This window comes from Kitasatospora sp. McL0602 (assembly GCF_052076145.1).
Lineage (GTDB): Bacteria > Actinomycetota > Actinomycetes > Streptomycetales > Streptomycetaceae > Kitasatospora.
The window spans coordinates 3,017,604-3,034,052 of sequence record NZ_CP197246.1; the positions used below are offsets into that span (position 1 = coordinate 3,017,604).

Annotated in this window: 13 protein-coding genes; 5 read left to right on the forward strand and 8 right to left on the reverse strand. The window is 72.4% G+C overall.

All coding sequences use genetic code 11. The features are described from left to right. Positions 1 to 75 precede the first annotated feature (75 nt). Positions 76 to 2,154, forward strand: coding sequence for a PIG-L family deacetylase (locus ACR68M_RS13590; protein WP_441250735.1), 2,079 nt, complete (start codon positions 76 to 78; stop codon positions 2,152 to 2,154). 3 nt (positions 2,155 to 2,157) lie between these two features. Here the strand turns inward: ACR68M_RS13590 and ACR68M_RS13595 are convergent, their stop codons facing one another. From ACR68M_RS13595 to pdxH, 5 genes are all read right to left on the reverse strand, one after another. Then, positions 2,158 to 3,939: a stealth family protein gene (locus tag ACR68M_RS13595; RefSeq protein WP_441250736.1), complete on the reverse strand. Its 1,782-nt coding sequence runs from the start codon at positions 3,937 to 3,939 to the stop codon at positions 2,158 to 2,160. A 361-nt stretch (positions 3,940 to 4,300) separates the two neighbouring features. Further along, positions 4,301 to 5,086 carry an aminoglycoside N(3)-acetyltransferase gene (locus tag ACR68M_RS13600; RefSeq protein WP_441250737.1) on the reverse strand — a complete coding sequence of 262 codons (786 nt, stop codon included), beginning with the start codon at positions 5,084 to 5,086 and terminating at the stop codon, positions 4,301 to 4,303. A 157-nt stretch (positions 5,087 to 5,243) separates the two neighbouring features. Continuing rightward, positions 5,244 to 7,616: an FxsB family cyclophane-forming radical SAM/SPASM peptide maturase gene (locus tag ACR68M_RS13605; RefSeq protein ID WP_441250738.1), complete on the reverse strand. Its 2,373-nt coding sequence runs from the start codon at positions 7,614 to 7,616 to the stop codon at positions 5,244 to 5,246. An 85-nt stretch (positions 7,617 to 7,701) separates the two neighbouring features. Then, positions 7,702 to 7,884: an FxSxx-COOH cyclophane-containing RiPP peptide gene (fxsA, locus tag ACR68M_RS13610; protein ID WP_441250739.1), complete on the reverse strand. Its 183-nt coding sequence runs from the start codon at positions 7,882 to 7,884 to the stop codon at positions 7,702 to 7,704. A gap of 251 nt (positions 7,885 to 8,135) precedes the next feature. Continuing rightward, positions 8,136 to 8,834: a pyridoxamine 5'-phosphate oxidase gene (gene pdxH, locus ACR68M_RS13615; protein WP_441250740.1), complete on the reverse strand. Its 699-nt coding sequence runs from the start codon at positions 8,832 to 8,834 to the stop codon at positions 8,136 to 8,138. A 383-nt stretch (positions 8,835 to 9,217) separates the two neighbouring features. Here pdxH and ACR68M_RS13620 point away from each other — a divergent pair, with 383 nt between their 5' ends. Continuing rightward, positions 9,218 to 10,318, forward strand: coding sequence for a citrate synthase 2 (locus ACR68M_RS13620; RefSeq protein WP_441250741.1), 1,101 nt, complete (start codon positions 9,218 to 9,220; stop codon positions 10,316 to 10,318). A gap of 182 nt (positions 10,319 to 10,500) precedes the next feature. Continuing rightward, positions 10,501 to 11,619: a phosphoserine transaminase gene (gene serC, locus ACR68M_RS13625; RefSeq protein WP_441250742.1), complete on the forward strand. Its 1,119-nt coding sequence runs from the start codon at positions 10,501 to 10,503 to the stop codon at positions 11,617 to 11,619. Positions 11,620 to 12,061: 442 nt separating this feature from the next. Here serC and thpR read toward each other — a convergent pair whose 3' ends face one another. Continuing rightward, positions 12,062 to 12,652, reverse strand: a complete 591-nt coding sequence (gene thpR, locus ACR68M_RS13630) for an RNA 2',3'-cyclic phosphodiesterase (protein WP_441250743.1) — start codon at positions 12,650 to 12,652, stop codon at positions 12,062 to 12,064. An 87-nt stretch (positions 12,653 to 12,739) separates the two neighbouring features. Here thpR and ACR68M_RS13635 point away from each other — a divergent pair, with 87 nt between their 5' ends. After that, positions 12,740 to 13,255, forward strand: coding sequence for a GNAT family N-acetyltransferase (locus ACR68M_RS13635; protein ID WP_441250744.1), 516 nt, complete (start codon positions 12,740 to 12,742; stop codon positions 13,253 to 13,255). A 30-nt stretch (positions 13,256 to 13,285) separates the two neighbouring features. Here the strand turns inward: ACR68M_RS13635 and ACR68M_RS13640 are convergent, their stop codons facing one another. Together ACR68M_RS13640 and ACR68M_RS13645 are read right to left on the reverse strand one after the other, a co-directional pair. Continuing rightward, complete coding sequence (locus tag ACR68M_RS13640; RefSeq protein WP_441251607.1) at positions 13,286 to 14,557, reverse strand: MFS transporter; 1,272 nt, start codon at positions 14,555 to 14,557, stop codon at positions 13,286 to 13,288. Positions 14,558 to 14,891: 334 nt separating this feature from the next. Further along, on the reverse strand, positions 14,892 to 15,326 hold the full coding sequence (locus ACR68M_RS13645; RefSeq protein ID WP_441250745.1) for a MarR family winged helix-turn-helix transcriptional regulator: 435 nt from the start codon (positions 15,324 to 15,326) through the stop codon (positions 14,892 to 14,894). 329 nt (positions 15,327 to 15,655) lie between these two features. On the opposite strand from ACR68M_RS13645, the gene ACR68M_RS13650 reads away from it, so the two are divergent. Further along, complete coding sequence (locus tag ACR68M_RS13650; RefSeq protein WP_441250746.1) at positions 15,656 to 16,441, forward strand: MHYT domain-containing protein; 786 nt, start codon at positions 15,656 to 15,658, stop codon at positions 16,439 to 16,441. The last annotated feature ends 8 nt before the right edge of the window (positions 16,442 to 16,449 follow it).

Sequence of the window (16,449 nt, forward strand, 5' to 3'; positions counted from 1 at the left end):
TGATTAATCTAAACCGCTGTAGAGAACCGCTGTAGAGACGCTGCGGCGAACTGCCGTAGTGATCAAGGAGCCGCGTTGCACCCCGCTCCCCGCCGCCCGTGGACCCGACGGGCCGTCCTCGGCGTCGGCCTCGCCGCCCTCCCGCTCACCGAGGTGCTCCGCAGCTACCCGGCCGACGACACCGCCGCCCGAGCCGGCGTCACCGGCACCGGCGCACTGCCGGAAGGCAGTTGGCACGGCTCCTACCTGCAGATCATCGCCCACCCGGACGACGACCTCTACTTCATGAACCCGCCCCTGCAGCGCTCGATCGCCCAGGGCGCACCGGTCGTCACCGTCGTCCTCACGGCAGGGGAGGCGGACGGGAAGAACATCTCCAACGACGCCCCCGACCACGACCGCTACCCCGCCGACAAGCCCGGCTACACCGAGGCCCGCCACAACGGCCTGCGCGCCGCGTACGCCCTGATGGCCACCGGCGACCAGCACTCCCCCTGGCGCCGCGAGGCCGTCCCGCTCGCCGACGGCGCCCTGGTCGAGCGCTGCACCCTCGCCGCCCGGCCCGCCGTCCAGCTCTACTTCTGCAACCTCGGCCAGCACCTGCACGGCCAGGCCAAAGCCCCCGACGGCACCGGCGTACGGCTGCGCACCCTGTGGTCCGGCGACGTACCGCTGGAGTCCACCCTGCCCGGCACGGGCTCGCCCGTCACCGCCTCGCAGGACTACAGCACGGGCCGCGTCACCGCGGTCCTGCTGGACCTGCTGAAGCGCCACCGGCCGGCCACCGTCCGCACCCTGGACCCGGACCCGGAGCACGACCCGGACGAGCCCGGCATCACCTCCGGCGACCACATCGACCACACCGCCACCGCGCAGTTCGCGCTGGCCGCCCTGCGCGAGTACGTCGCCGACACCGGAGCCCGGCCCGTGGTCGAGCACTACCGGGGCTACACCAGCAAGTTCTGGCCGTCCAACCTCAGCACGGCGGCCAAGGCCGAGAAGCGCCGCTACCTGCTCCCGTACGCCGGTTTCGGCGCCGGAGCCTGCCCGGCGCACGACTGCGGCGACTACCAGGTCACCCCCGACCCCGGTGCGAGCAGCCACCTGATCAGCACCGCCTCCCGCTACCCCGACGCCACCGACTGGCTGCTGCCCGACGGCACCGGCCGCCTCAACGCCTTCGCCGTCCTCGGCGGCCGGGCCACCCACTGGCGCGAACGGACCCCTGGCGGCGACTTCGCCCTCGTCGGGCAGCTGCCCGGCGAGTGGCTCCTGCCCACCCTGCGCACCGTCACCGACCCGGCGGGCCGCATCCACCTGACCGCCCTGCGCCGCACCGCGGGCGACCACGCGACCGTCGGCCTGGAGGTGGTCCGCGCCACCCAGCCCGCCCCGGGCGCCCCCTTCACCCCGTGGGAGGCGCTCGCCGGACCGGACCACCCCAACAACCCCGACCAGCGGGTACGACGCGAACTCGGCACCCCCGCAGCAGCCTTCGACGCCGACGGCCGCCTGCACCTCTTCGTCCGCGACTTCGCCCACGGCCTGAGCCACCGTCACGAACTCCCCGACGGCAGCTGGAGCCCCTGGCAGAGCCTCGGCGGCCGCACCCTGCAGGACGCGGTGACCGCCCACACCCTCGCCTCCGGCAGGATCGAGGTCTTCGCGAGCGACGCCCGCAGCGCCTGGCACTGGCAGCAGGACTCCTCCGGCCGGTTCGGCTCCGCGCGGATCCCCGCCGCCGTCCCGGTCGCGGGCGCCCTCACCCCCGTCGAGTCCCGCCCGGGGCGGACCACCCTCTACTACCGCCAGGCCCGCAGCGCCGGCGTCACCGCCCTGCGGGGGCTGCCCTCCGGCTGGCCGCTGCTCCCTGCCGCTCTCGGCGGCCACGGCGGACAGGGCGAGATCACCGCCCACCGCACCGGCACCGGCGACCTGCTGGCCCACCGCAACGACTCCGGCACCCTCACCGTCAGGACCACGACCGGCGGCTGGTCCGACACCGGAGGCCCTGTCACCGGCGCCCCCGCCCTGGCCCGCGACACCACCGGCCGCACCGTCCTCGCCGTGCTCGGCACGGACGGCCGCCTCCACACCGCCCGCCGGCTCACAGCGGGCCCTGCCGGCGCGTTCGGCGGCTGGACGACCGTCTGAGGGCTACTTCTCGAAGGGGCTGGCGACCGGGAAGTACGAGTCCAGGAAGGGCTGCAGCAGCTCCAGCTGGTTCGCCAGGTCCTTCCGGGCCGAGACGGTGTCGTTGATGCAGAAGACGTCCAGGCCGCGGTCGGCCAGGATGCGGGCCAGGCGCCGGGAGGTGCTCGGGTGCATCAGGTCGAGGTAGGCGTACTCGATCCGGTCGGGGACGGCCCGGCCGCTGTGGTAGCCGTAGTAGTGGTGCAGCGAGGAGGCGACCGACAGGTCGGTGGGGCTGCGGAAACGGCCGCCGGCGGTGGCGCGGTGTCCGTCGGCGTAGCGGTCCTCGATCTCGCCGAGGACGTCCCGCCGCAGGGCGTGCGGCACGTGCATCATCTTCTGCACCAGCCGCGTCCCGAAGTCGCCCTCGATCAGCTGCCGGTTGTTCTTGGCGGCGGCCGCCACCGGAGCGTCCAGCAGCGTCGGGTCGCCGAGCGGCACCATCGCCGTCGACGGGAAGAACTTCGTCAGCCCGTTGGAGTGGAAGAACTGCTGAGGTGCAACCGGACGGCCCAGGAAGACGTCGTCGTTGAAGTAGAGGAACTGCTCCGAGAGCCCCTCGATGTGGTGCAGCTGACTCTCGATGGCGTGCGAGTTGAAGGTCGGCAGCACCGAGGCGTCCCGGAAGATGTCCCGGTGGCTGAGCACCTTGACCCGTGGGTTGGCGGTGTCCAGCCAGGCGGGCGTCTGGTCGTCGGTGACGAGGTAGACGTTGCGCACCCAGGGCGCGTTGAGGTGCAGCGAGCGCAGCGAGTAGCGGAGTTCGTCGCGGCTCATGAAGCGGGCGTCGTTCACCGCCTCGGGGTTGTACGTGTGCGCCACGCCCTCGGCCTCGGCCCGGCGGCGCTGCCAGGCCGGGTCGTTGCCGTCGACCCAGGTGTAGACGACGTCCACCGGGAAGCGGACGTCCTCCGGCAGCGGGTGGGTGAACTCGGGTCTGGTGGGCACCGGCTCGCCGGGTCTGTCCCAGGCCTCGAGGCGGGTGAACAGGCCGGGAGCGCCCTCGACGCTCGGCTGCCCGGCAGGGACGCGCTCGCTGACCCGGTTGCGCCGGGGGGCGAGCAGCTCGCCCTCGGCGGGCGTCCAGAACTCGATGTCGCAGCCGTACTCGTGCCCGAGCACGTACTGGCCGGACGGGTCACCGTGGAACCAGGTCAGCCGGATGACGGCGGCCTGCGCGACCTCGTGCCAGCTGTCCGGCTCGAAGCCCGGCTCGGAGTGGTCGGGCACGACGGCGGGGCCGAGCGGCACGGCGGAGACGTAGCCGGGGACGCGGGCGCAGAGCGCGGCGAGCGCGGCGTGCACGGCCGCACGGTCCTGGCGGGAGACGGCGACGACGGAGGAGGCGTCCAGCGCGCCGCGGACGCAGAAGTACTCGATGCCGGCGGTCTCCAGCGCCCGGCGGACGAGCAGCAGGTTGTCGCGGCGGGCCTGGAGCGGGGCCGCGTCCGGCCGCAGGCTGACGACCTTGCGCGTCCGCCCGACCTGGGTCAGGACGACCTGGCCGGACTCGAACAGTGCGGGGTGCCGCTTGGCCAGCCGGCCGCCGCGCACGGTGGTGACGCGGTGCTGGATGGACAGCGAGCGGGAGATCTGGTGGATGACCTGGGTACGGACCTCGTGCGAGATCTTCCCGGCGATCGCGGCGCGGCTGCGCTCGGGCAGCAGCCTGCGGTAGACGCGGACCAGCCGGGACCGCTCGGACTGCAGGACACCCAGCGAGCTGCGGGTCTCGGGCAGGAGCATCGCCGCCGAGTCAGGCGACGACGGCAGGCGCACCGTACCGGCACGACCGCTCTCACCCTCCATGCCGACCAAAACCCAACTCCCCGACACATGAATTGACCACTGCCCCAAGGAGGGGTACAGCCTGCCGCAGGTGTCGTTCTGGCGTCAGCCCTAGGCCACCTTCATCCCATCTTCATCCGATTATCTCTCAAGTCAACCGAGTAGCCATCTACCTCTGAAGTCCAGCCGGAGCATTTGTCCGTTATGTGCAGATATACGGACCGTCAGGCCCCCAACCCTGCCCGCCCGGTCGCCTCCGGACGGCACCATTGTGAGAGCCGTGTGAGATGCACCATGCCGCCCGGCCGGGGCGTGCCGCTCAGCGGCGCCGGGCCAGCCAGGCGGTCGAGGCGTCCACGCCTTCGGCGATGGAGAGCAGGAAGCAGTCGGCGTCGCCGAGCCTGCCGCGCACCAGGCCCGTGATGTCGTCGGCCAGCGCCTCGCCCATCGCGACGAAGTGCTCGTCCTCCAGCTTCGGTGCGTCGAAGTGCACCCACTGGCGCAGGCCGCGCCCGTCGGTGATCACGCACCCGTAGCGCTGGCCCGGCTGGCCCGGCTGGCGGTACTCGGCGAGGTGGAAGGCCGTGCAGCACCAGACCGGGACACCGACCAGCAGGGCGCGGGCGCCGCTGTCGTAGAGGCGGCGGACGGGCGAACGCTCGCCGAGGTGGCAGTCGAGCGCGTGCTCGGCCATCAGCTCCCCGGCCTTCGGGCCCAGGGCGGTGAAGGAGGTCTGCGGGTGCCTGCTGCGGACTGCTCCCGGCTGGGCCCGGACCAGCTCGGAGAAGTGGCCGAGGATCGGCGTGGTGGGTGTGGTCGCCAGGTCGAAGGGCGGCATGGTCGCGCGGTGCGCGCGCAGCTCGGCGGGCGGCAGCGGGTCGGTGAGCGCGAGGGCCATCCGTGACGTGTCGGAGTTCTCCGGCGAGGCGGTGTAGACGACCAGGGTGCCCTCGGGGCCGAGAGCGCCGAGCAGGGCCTTGAGAATCGTTTCGGCACCGCCGTCCACCGGGCCGACGGAGCGGAGCGAGGACTGCACCAGCAGCGTTTCGCCGGCCCGGACGCCGAGCGCCTGCAAGTCCTGCTCCAGCTTCCCGGCAGCGAACACGGGGGCTCCTCAACTCGGATGCCTCGGCGAGAGGTTACGCGGAGACGTTACGCGGTGCCCCGGGCGTGTCACCACCCGTTACGAGGTGCCATCTCGTGGCAATCCGTTGGCATTTCATGGCATCGCTCAACCCTTCAGGGCTTCTTGCGGCACTCCGTCAGCTCGGCCGCCCCGCCACGACGCCAACTCCATCGCCACTCCCACCACCAGCACCATCACCCACCGGCACCGCCAGCCACGGCTCCACCGCCGTCCGCATGCCCGCCACGAACCGCTCCCCGAGCGCCGTCAGCGCCCCGGAGGCGAGCAGCGTGCCGGTGGCGTCCCAGGTGTGCCCGCGCCAGAGCGCCAGCTCCCGCCGGGCCCGCTCGGCGGCGGCCCCCGGCAGCCCGTCGTACGCCCGCACCCGGGCCGCCCAGTACTCGGTGACGGCGAGATGGGCGTACGTGCCCTGCAGCAGGCCCTCCAGCGGCCGGGGGTCGGGCCGCCAGGGGGCGCGGTAGCGCCGCGCGTCCGCCGGGTCGTACAGGTCGTACTGGTCGAGCACCGCGCCCAGCTTGACGTGCTGGAACTCGTGCGTGAGCAGCAGGGCCAGCGTCGGCGCAGTGGCGGGGCGGGCGATGCCGACGGCCCCGAAGGCCTGCCGGGCGGCCGCGCTGACGTCCCGGCCCTCGGGGCCGGGCCGCAGCGGGGTGAGGGTGCCCAGCCCGGCGCGCAGGCCGGGGGCGGCACCGGGCAGGTCGCGCCGGATCAGCTCCCAGGCCTCGCGCAGGGCTCCCGTCCAGGTGAGCAGCTCGTCCTCCGGCAGCCGGTCGGCGACGGGGTGCTGGTGGCTGTCGCGCTGCGGGTCGAGGTCCTCCAGGGCGATCTCCCACCCGCCGCCGCCCTGGAGCGTGACGCGTCGCAGCGGCTGCCACTGCGGCCCGGCGGGTGCGCCCGGGGGGACGGTCACCCCGTGGACGGTGAGGCCGCCGTCCGCCGTCGTGAGCGTGGCGCTGCCGTCGGCCGGGCCGTCGACCAGCACCCGCCCGAGCGTCGGCAGGTGCACCGCACCACCCCGTACGGGCACGGCGAGCGAGCACGCGGCCCCGGCCCGCACTGCGGCGGCCGCCGCCAGCTCGGCCAGCCCGCCCGGGTCGGCGCCCGGCTCGCCGCGGAGGCAACGGACCGCCCAGGCCCGGACGTAGGGGTGCCGGAGCACGGCGTCGAGGGCCTGCGGTGCGGCGGCGTCCAGCTCGGTGAGCACCGCCCAGGCCTCGGAGGCCTGCGGCGCGAGAGCGGCCACCAGCTGCCGGGTGAGCCGGAGTTGGGCCTCGACCAGGGCCTGCACCGTCTCGGCGCTGCCGTGCCCGGCGGCCAGCTCGTCCAACTGGCGCTCGGACAGGCTCGGTTGGGTGGGCAGCGGGATGGGCATGGCACTCCGGTCCCGGATGGTGGTGATCAGTTTCATCAGATCCCCGCAGAAGACGGACGGGTTGTCGAAGCCGTTGGCGGTCCGGTAGCGGTGGGCGTAGAGACCACCGCCGCAGCTGCGGACCACCGGGCAGTTGCGGCACTCGGCGCTCAACCCGGCCAGCCCGGACTGCCGTTCGAGCATCGCGGGGTGCAGACCGACCTGGTCGAGGCTGTGCGCGAACACGTCGAAGCCCGTCCCGGGCGCGCCGTCGTAGGCCGTCTTCAGGCTGTCGGCCTGCTCCAGGGTGCCGTCGGTCTCGATCACCACCAGGTCCGCCGGGTCGAGACCGAGCGACTCGGTCAGGCTGGAGCGGCCGCGCAGCGTCCGGTGGACGGAGTCGAAGAGCCGGACGGGCACCGACCTGCCCTGCGCCGTCCACCGGTCGTGGACGGCCTGCAGCCAGTCGGCGTACGGCGTCCGGCCCGCGCCCGCCGGGCACTTCGGCGGGGCGTCCCAAGTCGCGTGCGGGAGAAGGAAGTCGATCCTCGGTGGGTCGAGGGCGACGAGCGCGTCGTAGACGGCGGCGGGGTCGTTCTCGACGTCGACGGTGCAGAGCAGCCCGGCGTAGAGGTGCCGGTACTCGGGGCGGCGGAGCAGCGAGACGGCGTCGAGCACCTGGCCGTGGCTGCTGCGCCCGTCGGCGTAGCGGCGGTGGCGGTCGTTGGCGGCCCGGTCGCCGTCCAGCGAGATGCCGACGCGTACGTCGAGCTCGGCGAAGAGCTCGCAGTAGGACTCGTCGAGCCGCACCCCGTTGGTGTGGATCCGGAGGTCGAGCTCGCAGCCTGGCGGCAGTGCGCGGCGCAGCTCCTCGGCCGCCCGGCGCAGCAGGGCCGGCCCGGCGAGCAACGGCTCCCCACCGTGCAGCACCACGTGCACGGCGGGGAGCCGGTGGGTGCGGGCGTGCTCGCCGATCCGCTCGGCCGCCCGTACGAGCACCCGTTCGGAGACGGTGCGGGGCTTGGCGCGCCAGCTGGTGTCGGCGTGTTCGTAGACGTAGCAGTGGTCGCAGGCGAGGTCGCACCGGCTGTGCATCTTCAGCACGAACTGCGAGAACGGCACCGTGGGGCGGGACATGAGCGTTACCGGCTTACCTGGCCTGCCGGGCCCGGGATTGCCTCCCCGGGCCCGGCAGCCTGTGCTTGGTCGAACCGACGAGGTGTCAGATCGAGGAGTTGAACGCGGCGACGGCCACCCGGCCCGGCTCGTCACCGGGCAGCGCGCGGTGGAGCCCGGCGGTGAGCAGGTCCGTACCCAGTGCGGCGAGGTCGGCGAGGGACGGCCGGGCGGCGGGGCGCTCGGCGGGCTCGCTGTCGACCGGCCTGGTGGCGAGTGCGGCGACCATGGAAGTCTCGTTTCTGCGCCGGCGGCACGGGGAAGCTTGCGGCGCGGGAAAACGGGGTAACACAGATACCCTGTCCTGGCACTGGGTCCAACCCGATTACGCCCGATTTTCCTCATGGGCACGCCCAGCAGCGCCCGGCGCCGCCGAAGAATGGCCCGGAAGAGTGAGAGTGTCCATCAGCTCGGTCTAGTAACCCGTACGGCGGTTGACGTAGACGGCCCGATCGGGCCCGCCCACCGTACGCCCACGATCTACGGGCAGAGCCGCTCGACCCGCCAGCCGCCGCCCTCGGCGACGTACCGGAGGCGGTCGTGCAGGCGGTTCGCCCGGCCCTGCCAGAACTCCACGGACTCCGGCACCACCCGGTAGCCGCCCCAGAACGGCGGCACCGGCACGCCCTCCCCCTCGGGGTAGCGCCCGGCCAGATCGGCGAACCGCTGCTCCAGCACCTCGCGGCTGCTCACCGGGCTGGACTGCTCGCTCGCCCAGGCCCCGAGCTGCGAGCCGTGCGGGCGGGTCCGGAAGTACGCGGCGGTCTCGTCCCGGCCGACCTTCTCGACCCGACCCGTGACCTGCACCTGGCGGCCCAGCGTGATCCACGGGAAGAGCAGCGCCGCATGCGGGTTGACGGCCAGTTCGGCGCCCTTGCGGGAGCCGTAGTTGGTGTAGAAGACGAAGCCGCGCCGGTCGAAGCCCTTCAGCAGCACCGTCCGCGAGCTCGGCCGGCCCTCGGCGTCGGCCGTGGAGAGCACCATCGCGTTCGGCTCGGGGACTCCGGCCTGCTCGGCCTCGTGGAACCACCGGGTGAACTGCGTGACCGGATCGGCCGCGAGCTGCTGCTCGGCGAGGCCGTCGTGCTGGTAGTGCTCACGCATCACGCTCGGGTCCGGGGCGGGCCGGTCCTCGGCGGGCGTGGTCGGGTGTTTCGGGTGGCGTTCCGCGGTAGGCACCCCAACATCATCCCGTACGACAAGCGTCGGGTACCGCTACTGCCAGGCAAACCCGGGTGGGAGTTAAGGTGTCACGCCACCGCTTCACCACCCACCGCGCGAGAGACTGTCCGGATTGGTCCGGTTCTCTCCGGTTGTGTCCGCCAGCGAAGCCGGGGCAGGTCCGCCACCGATGCCGGGCCTGGTCCGCCACCGATGCCGGCCGCCTGACGCGACGAGAGCCGCGCCCAGCGGCTGTCGGGGAAACATCACTGGGGTGGTGTCTGGCGTAATGCACTCCGTGCCTGTCACTCTGACACCGAGTGCCAACCACCGTACGGTCACCGTCGGCTCCCGCCCCACCCAGGCGGACCGGCGCATCGGATCACTGAAGGAGCCGTCTGATGTCCGATTTCGTACCCGGGCTTGAGGGAGTCGTCGCTTTCGAGAGCGAGATCGCCGAGCCTGACCGCGAAGGCGGCGCCCTGCGATACCGCGGCGTCGACATCGACGACCTGGTCGGGCACGTCTCCTTCGGGAACGTCTGGGGCCTGCTGGTGGACGGCAAGTTCAACCCGGGCCTGCCCGCCGCCGAGCCGTTCCCCATCCCGGTGCACTCCGGCGACATCCGGGTCGACGTGCAGTCCGCCCTCGCCATGCTCGCCCCGGTCTGGGGCCTGAAGCCGCTGCTCGACATCTCCGCCGAGCAGGCCCGCGACGACCTCGCCCGCGCCGCCGTGATGGCGCTGTCCTACGTCGCGCAGTCCGCGCGCGGCCAGGGCCTGCCGATGGTGCCGCAGAGCGAGATCGACAAGGCCGAGACGGTCGTCGAGCGCTTCATGGTCCGCTGGCGCGGCGAGCCGGACCCGAAGCACGTCAAGGCGATCGACGCGTACTGGACCTCCGCCGCCGAGCACGGCATGAACGCCTCGACCTTCACCGCCCGCGTCATCGCCTCCACCGGCGCCGACGTCGCCGCCGCGCTCTCCGGAGCCGTCGGCGCGATGTCCGGCCCGCTGCACGGCGGCGCCCCGTCCCGCGTGCTCGGCATGATCGAGGAGATCGAGCGCACCGGCGACGCCAAGAAGTGGGTCAAGGACGCCCTCGACAAGGGCGAGCGCCTGATGGGCTTCGGCCACCGCGTCTACCGCGCCGAGGACCCGCGCGCCCGCGTGCTGCGCCGCACCGCCAAGGAGCTCGGCGCACCGCGCTTCGAGATCGCCGAGGCGCTGGAGCAGGCCGCGCTGGAGGAGCTGCACAACCGCCGCCCCGACCGTGTGCTGGCCACCAACGTCGAGTTCTGGGCCGCGATCATGCTGGACTTCGCCGAGGTCCCGGCGCACATGTTCACCTCGATGTTCACCTGCGCCCGCACGGCCGGCTGGTCGGCGCACATCCTGGAGCAGAAGCGCACGGGCCGCCTGGTGCGCCCCGCCGCGCGCTACATCGGCCCCGGCCCGCGCAGCCCGCGCGACATCGAGGGCTTCGAGTCGATCGCGCACTGACGCTTCGGTCGCACACCGACCCGGCGTGAGTCACTGACGCGGCATCACTCTTTCGGGCGGGTCCGGATTCTCTCCGGGCCCGCCCGTGCCACGACCTGGGCCGCACCCCGTGCCACGAAGATCACATCTCAGCGGCCGGACTGCCGTATCACCCGCGCTGTGCCGGGCAGTAGGCTGCGCGTGTGGCTCAGATCCAGATCCCCGCTGACATCAAGCCCGCAGACGGCCGTTTCGGCTGCGGTCCGTCCAAGGTGCGCCCCGAGGCCGTGAGTGCCCTCGCCGCCACCGCTACCTCACTGCTGGGCACCTCGCACCGGCAGGCCCCGGTCAAGAACGTGGTCAAGCGCGTCCGGGCCGGTGTGCGCGAGCTCTTCTCCCTCCCCGAGGGGTACGAGGTCCTGCTCGGCAACGGCGGCTCCACCGCGTTCTGGGACATCGCCGCCCTCGGGCTGGTGCGGCAGAAGTCGCAGCACCTGAGCTTCGGCGAGTTCTCCTCCAAGTTCGCCTCCTCGGTCAAGGCCGTGCCGTGGCTGGACGACCCGACCGTGGTCAAGAGCGAGGTCGGCACCCACCCGCTGCCGGTCGCCGAGGCCGGCGTGGACGTCTACGCGCTCACCCACAACGAGACCTCGACCGGTGTCGCGATGCCGATCCGCCGCCCCGAGGGCACGGACGCCGGCTCGCTCGTCCTGGTCGACGCCACCTCGGGTGCGGGCGGCCTGCCCGTCGACATCACCGAGACGGACGTCTACTACTTCGCGCCGCAGAAGTGCTTCGCCTCCGAGGGCGGCCTCTGGCTGGCGACCTTCTCCCCGGCCGCCCTGGAGCGCGCCGCCGAGATCGCCGCCTCCGGCCGGTACATCCCGCCGTTCTTCGACCTGCCGACGGCCATCGACAACTCGTCGAAGGACCAGACGTACAACACCCCGGCGATCTCCACCCTGGTGCTGCTCGCCGAGCAGCTGGAGTGGTTGAACGGCAACGGCGGCCTGGACTGGTCCGTCGCCCGCACCGCCGAGTCCTCCTCGATCCTGTACTCCTGGGCCGAGAAGTCCTCCTTCGCGCAGCCCTTCGTCGCCAAGGCCGAGGAGCGCTCCCAGGTCGTCGGCACGATCGACTTCGACGACTCGATCGACGCCGCCGAGATCGCCAAGGCCCTGCGGGCCAACGGCATCGTGGACACCGAGCCGTACCGCAAGCTCGGCCGCAACCAGCTCCGCGTCGCGATGTTCCCGGCTGTGGAGCCCTCCGACGTCCAGGCGCTCACCGCCTGCATCGACTACGTCGTCGGCCAGCTCTGACCGGCTGACCGAACGAACCGGTACGCGCCAGGGGCGCGGGGCTTCGCTGATCCAGCAGAAGCCCCGCGCCCCTGGCGCGTACTGCTTGGTCAGCGGCGGGCTACTTCACCAGGTAGCTGATCAGCACGACAGTCAGCAGCAACAACAGAGCGCCGGTCACGATACGCATGCGAGTCTTCGGGTCCACGGTCAACGAGACTACCCGGTGGCCCGCACCGCCTCGCGACTCCCCCGCTCCGGTCCGCACCTCCGACCACCCCGTGGCCCTCGGAGGTCGCTCCACCGGGGGCCACGGGTGCCCTGGGCACCGCAGGGCCTTCCGTCGCCCGCGTCCCCAGTGGTCAACCAGATGCGTCCAGCACTCCCGCGAAGCTGCCCGGTCCGCCAACTGTACGACCTCATACAGGAGTTCTGGTAGCCACCGGGCGCACCCGGGCCGCCGTCAGGCCTCCCAGCGCGCCAGCGGCCAGGACCGGACGGTGGTGTACCGCGACGGCCCGAACCCCTGCTCACTCCGCACCAGGTGCAGCTCCGCCGCCTCCCACTCGCCGCCCCGGAAGTCCGCCAGCTCCTCCGCCAGCGCCTGCATCCCCCCGGCCGCCGCCCGCCGCTCGGCCCGCCGCTGCCCATGGCTCGACCCGGCCCGCGCCAGCGTCAGGTGCGGGTGGAAGCCGTACTGGTCGGTCTCCACCCCGAGCTCGGCCACCGCCACCCGCACGGCCTCCGCGAGCCGCTTCAACGCCCAGGTCTCCCCCTCCACCCCGGCCCACAGCACCCGGTCGCCGAAGTTGCCTCCCCCGGCCAGCCGCAGGCGGTGCGCCCCGTGCCCGGCCGCCACCTGCCCGAGCAGCTGCTCCAGCCGGTCGAGCTCCACCACCGGCAGCTCCCCCAGGAAGGCCAGCGTCAGGTGCCACCCCTCCACCCCGGACCAGCGCAGCCGCTCCCCCTCCGCCGTCCCGCGCAGCGGCGCCGCCGCGTCGACCAGCTCCTGCACCGCTTCCACCGGCGGCAGCACCGCCACGAACAGTCTCATGCGTCCATTCTGCGGCCGGGCCCGAGTAACGGGTGTACAGCCGACAAGCCCTTGGCCCTGCGTCCGGCGGCGGGTAGAAAGGTTTTCATGAAGATCATCACTGGCGGCCCCGAGCACGCCCCCGACATCCTCCGGCTCCTCGACGAGGCCGTTGACTGGCTGGTCTCGCTCGGCCGCACCGGCCAGTGGGGCGACCGGCCCTACACCTCCCGCCCCGCAGCGGTGGCCCGCATCCACGAGTACGCCACCGACTACCTCGTCCGCATCGCCGAGGACGAGACGGGGGCCGTCGTCGGCGCCTGCATCCTCGCGGACGAGCCGTCCGCCTCCATCACCCCGGCGCCCGGCCCCGAGCTCTACATCCGCCACCTGGTCACCGCCCGCAGCCGCTCGGGCTCGGGCATCGGCGCGGCCCTGATCGCCGACGCGGTCGAGGAGACCCGCCGCCGCGGCCTGGACCTGCTCCGGGTGGACTGCTACGCCGGCGACGACCAGCGCCTGGTCGGCCAGTACCGCAGGCTCGGCTTCACTCCGACCGAGACCTTCACCGTCCCCCAGTTCGGCAGCGACTGGCCCGGTCAGATCCTGGAGATGAGGCTCTAGACCGGGCCGCCGCAGCTGCCTGACGGTCCGTCAGGCAGCGGTGGCCAGCGCCACTCTGGGCACCACGGCGACCACCCGGCCGCCGTGCCCGGGGTGCAGGTCGACCCGCACCCGCAGGTCAGCCGCCCGTGCCAGCACCAGCGCGACGACGCCTGCCGCCAGCGCCGAGACGAGGCCGCAGGCCAGCAGGCCGAGCCGGGGGCCGTACTCGGCCGTCACCCAGCCGACCAGCGGGGCGCCGATCGGCGTGCCGCCGGTGAAGACCAGCACCAGCAGGCCCATCACCCGGCCCCGCATCGCGGGCTCGGTGGCCAGCTGGATCGCCGAGTTCACCGAGGTGTTGAAGGTGAGGCCGAAGACCCCGATCACCGTCAGCAGCACCGCGAAGGTCCAGTACCCGGGCGCGAAGGCCGCCAGCACCTCCAGGGCGCCGAAGGCGAGCGCGGCCAGCACCAGCCGCCGCAGCCTCGGCGCCCCGCGCCGCGCGGCCACCAGCGCACCGGTCAGCGAACCGACCGCCATCGCGGTGTTCAGCAGGCCGTACTGCCCGGCGCCGACCTTGAAGGTGTCGTACGCGAAACCCGACAGCAGCGTCGGGAAGTTGAACCCGAAGGTGCCGATGAACCCGGCCAGCACCATCGGCCAGAACAGCTCCGGGCGCTCCTTGACGTACCGGAGCCCCTCGCGGAGCTGGCCCTTCTCGCGGGCGATCGGCGTGACCGGCCGCAGCTCGCTCGTACGCATCGCGAGCAGCCCGCCGATCACGGCGACGAACGAGACCGCGTTGACCGCGAAGGCCCAGCCGCTGCCGACGGCGGCGATCAGCAGACCGGCCACCGCCGGGCCGACCAGCCGTGCGGTCTGGAAGTTGGCGGCGTTCAGGCTCACCGCGTTGGCGAGGTCCTTCGGACCGACCATCTCGCTGACGAAGGCCTGCCGGGTCGGGTTGTCGACCACCGTGACCAGGCCGAGCAGCAGCGCGAAAGCGTACACCAGCCCGGCGGTCACCACGCCGGTGACGGTCAGCACAGCGAGCCCGGCGGCCAGCAGGCCCATCGCGCCCTGGGTGGCGATCAGCAGGCGGCGCTTGGGCATCCGGTCGGCGAGCACGCCACCGAAGAGGCCGAGCAGCAGCATCGGGAGGAACTGCATCGCGGTGGTGATGCCGACCGCGAGCGGGCTGCCGGTGAGGCTCAGCACCAGCCAGTCCTGGGCGATGCGCTGCATCCAGGTCCCGGTGTTGGAGACCACCTGACCGGCGAAGTAGTAGCGGTAGTTACGGACGCGGAGGGAGGAGAACATCCCCCCGGGCCGGGTGAAGCGGGCCCCGGTCGCACCGATCGGGGCGGGCGCGGCGGTCGGTGCCGCCGCGCTGCGTTCGCAGGGGTCGTCGTCGCCGGTGCCCGGCAGGCCCACGGGGGTGGGCGCCTGGCTCTCGGCAGAGGTGACGACGGGCGCCACCCGCTCTGTGCTGGATTCGTCGGTACGGATGGTGGCGGCGGCTGCGGCCGGCGGTGTCAAGGCGGTCTCCCCTCGGTGCGTGGGCGCCGCCAGGGCGGCGCACACGCGACTGTTCGTTCGTAGCTGTCCTGCAGTGATGCGGTACTCCTTCTTCCAGGCCTCAGGGATGCGCGTCTCAGAGGTGCGCGAGCTTGTAGAGCACCGGTGCGGCCTCCCGCAGCACGGCCCACTCCTCCTCGCTCAGCCCCTCCGCCAGCCCGGCCAGCCAGGCGTTCCGCCGCCGTCGGCTCTCCGCCAGGATCGCCTCGGCCTGCTCGGTCGCGCTGACCACCACCTGTCGGCGGTCGTCCGGGTGCGGCTCGCGCCGCACCAGCCCCTTCTCCTCCAGCATCGCGATGATCCTGGTCATCGAGGGCGGCTGTACGTGCTCCCGCCTGGCGAGCTCGCCCGGCGTGGCCTTCCCGCACCGCCCGAGCGTGCCGAGCACCCCCATCTCGGTAGGACTCAGCGACTCCTCGACACGCTGGTGTCGCAGTCGGCGGGCAAGGCGCATCGCGGACGATCGCAGCTGGCTGACGGCTGCGAGGTCCTCTTCGGACATCTCGGGCATGTCCTTAGCCTACGTCATTACTCTCGCTAAAGAAACCTGATTGATCAAGCGCCCCACCCGCAATACCGTCCACCGACACTGATCACTCGTCAGAAACGGCCAACTTTCTTACCTCCACTTGGCCTTACCGAAACCGGCCACCTTGAACATACCGTCAGGACTTCGTGCCCGACCAGTGGCCATATCGTGAAGGACCCTCCCTGACCTGGGAGTTCACGATTTCCTCAAGCATTGCCCCAGTGCGATCGGAGCGTTACTCTCCGCCTTGACAGGAACACGGCACGGCAGCACCTCAAGCCACACCAGCCCTGGGAGTCCAATTGGGTCACATGGAGAACGCCGCGTACGGCTGGGTGACACCAGCGCTGTCCTATCTCGCCGCCTGCCTGGGCGCGTTGGTAGCACTGCGCAGCACCCGCTGGGCACTGCTGACCGAGGGACGCGCCCGGCGCAACTGGCTCACCTTCGCCTCCGTCTCGCTCGGCGGCGGCATCTGGACCATGCACTTCATCGCCATCATCGGCTTCGCCGTCTCGGGTGCGGAGGTCCACTTCGACATCCTGATGACGGTGCTGAGCCTGATCGTCGCCATCCTGGTGGTCGGCGCGGGCATCTTCGCCGTCGGGTACAGCCGGCGCCCGCAGATCGCCGTGCTCGGGGGCGGTCTGGGCACCGGCCTGGGCGTCGCGGTGATGCACTACCTGGGCATGGCCGCGATGCGGGTGCCCGGAGACATCACGTACGACGCGAGCATCGTGGGCGCCTCGGTGGCGATCGCGGTCTTCGCCGCCACGGCGGCCCTCTGGGCGACGCTGAACATCCGTGGCACCCGCGCCGTGCTGGCCGCCTCGCCCGTGATGGGCGTCGCGGTCTGCGCGATGCACTACACCGGCATGACGGCGGTCTCCGTGCACCTGAACGGCATCCACACGGCCTCGGCGGAGGGTGTCCCGGCGATGAAGTTCGTCTTCCCGCTCGCCGTCGGGTTCGGTATGTACGTCTTCGTCAGTGCGCTCGCCTTCGCGGCCGCGCCCAGCAAGCCGAACGCCCAGCAGTCGGCCTTCCTCGGCCGGGCCGCTCCGCTCCAGGCCAACTCGTACCCGGCCCGCCGCTGACGGCAGCC

Bases quoted from the DNA above. Each gene is read 5' to 3' on its own strand.
- fxsA (WP_441250739.1), bottom strand. From the start codon at position 7,884: ATGGTCGCCGCACTCGCCACCAGGCCGGTCGACAGCGAGCCCGCCGAG.
- ACR68M_RS13650 (WP_441250746.1), top strand. From the start codon at position 15,656: ATGGAGAACGCCGCGTACGGCTGGGTGACACCAGCGCTGTCCTATCTC.
- ACR68M_RS13620 (WP_441250741.1), top strand. From the start codon at position 9,218: ATGTCCGATTTCGTACCCGGGCTTGAGGGAGTCGTCGCTTTCGAGAGC.
- ACR68M_RS13640 (WP_441251607.1), bottom strand. From the start codon at position 14,557: ATGTTCTCCTCCCTCCGCGTCCGTAACTACCGCTACTACTTCGCCGGT.
- thpR (WP_441250743.1), bottom strand. From the start codon at position 12,652: ATGAGACTGTTCGTGGCGGTGCTGCCGCCGGTGGAAGCGGTGCAGGAG.
- ACR68M_RS13605 (WP_441250738.1), bottom strand. From the start codon at position 7,616: ATGTCCCGCCCCACGGTGCCGTTCTCGCAGTTCGTGCTGAAGATGCAC.
- ACR68M_RS13645 (WP_441250745.1), bottom strand. From the start codon at position 15,326: ATGCCCGAGATGTCCGAAGAGGACCTCGCAGCCGTCAGCCAGCTGCGA.
- ACR68M_RS13635 (WP_441250744.1), top strand. From the start codon at position 12,740: ATGAAGATCATCACTGGCGGCCCCGAGCACGCCCCCGACATCCTCCGG.
- ACR68M_RS13595 (WP_441250736.1), bottom strand. From the start codon at position 3,939: ATGCTCCTGCCCGAGACCCGCAGCTCGCTGGGTGTCCTGCAGTCCGAG.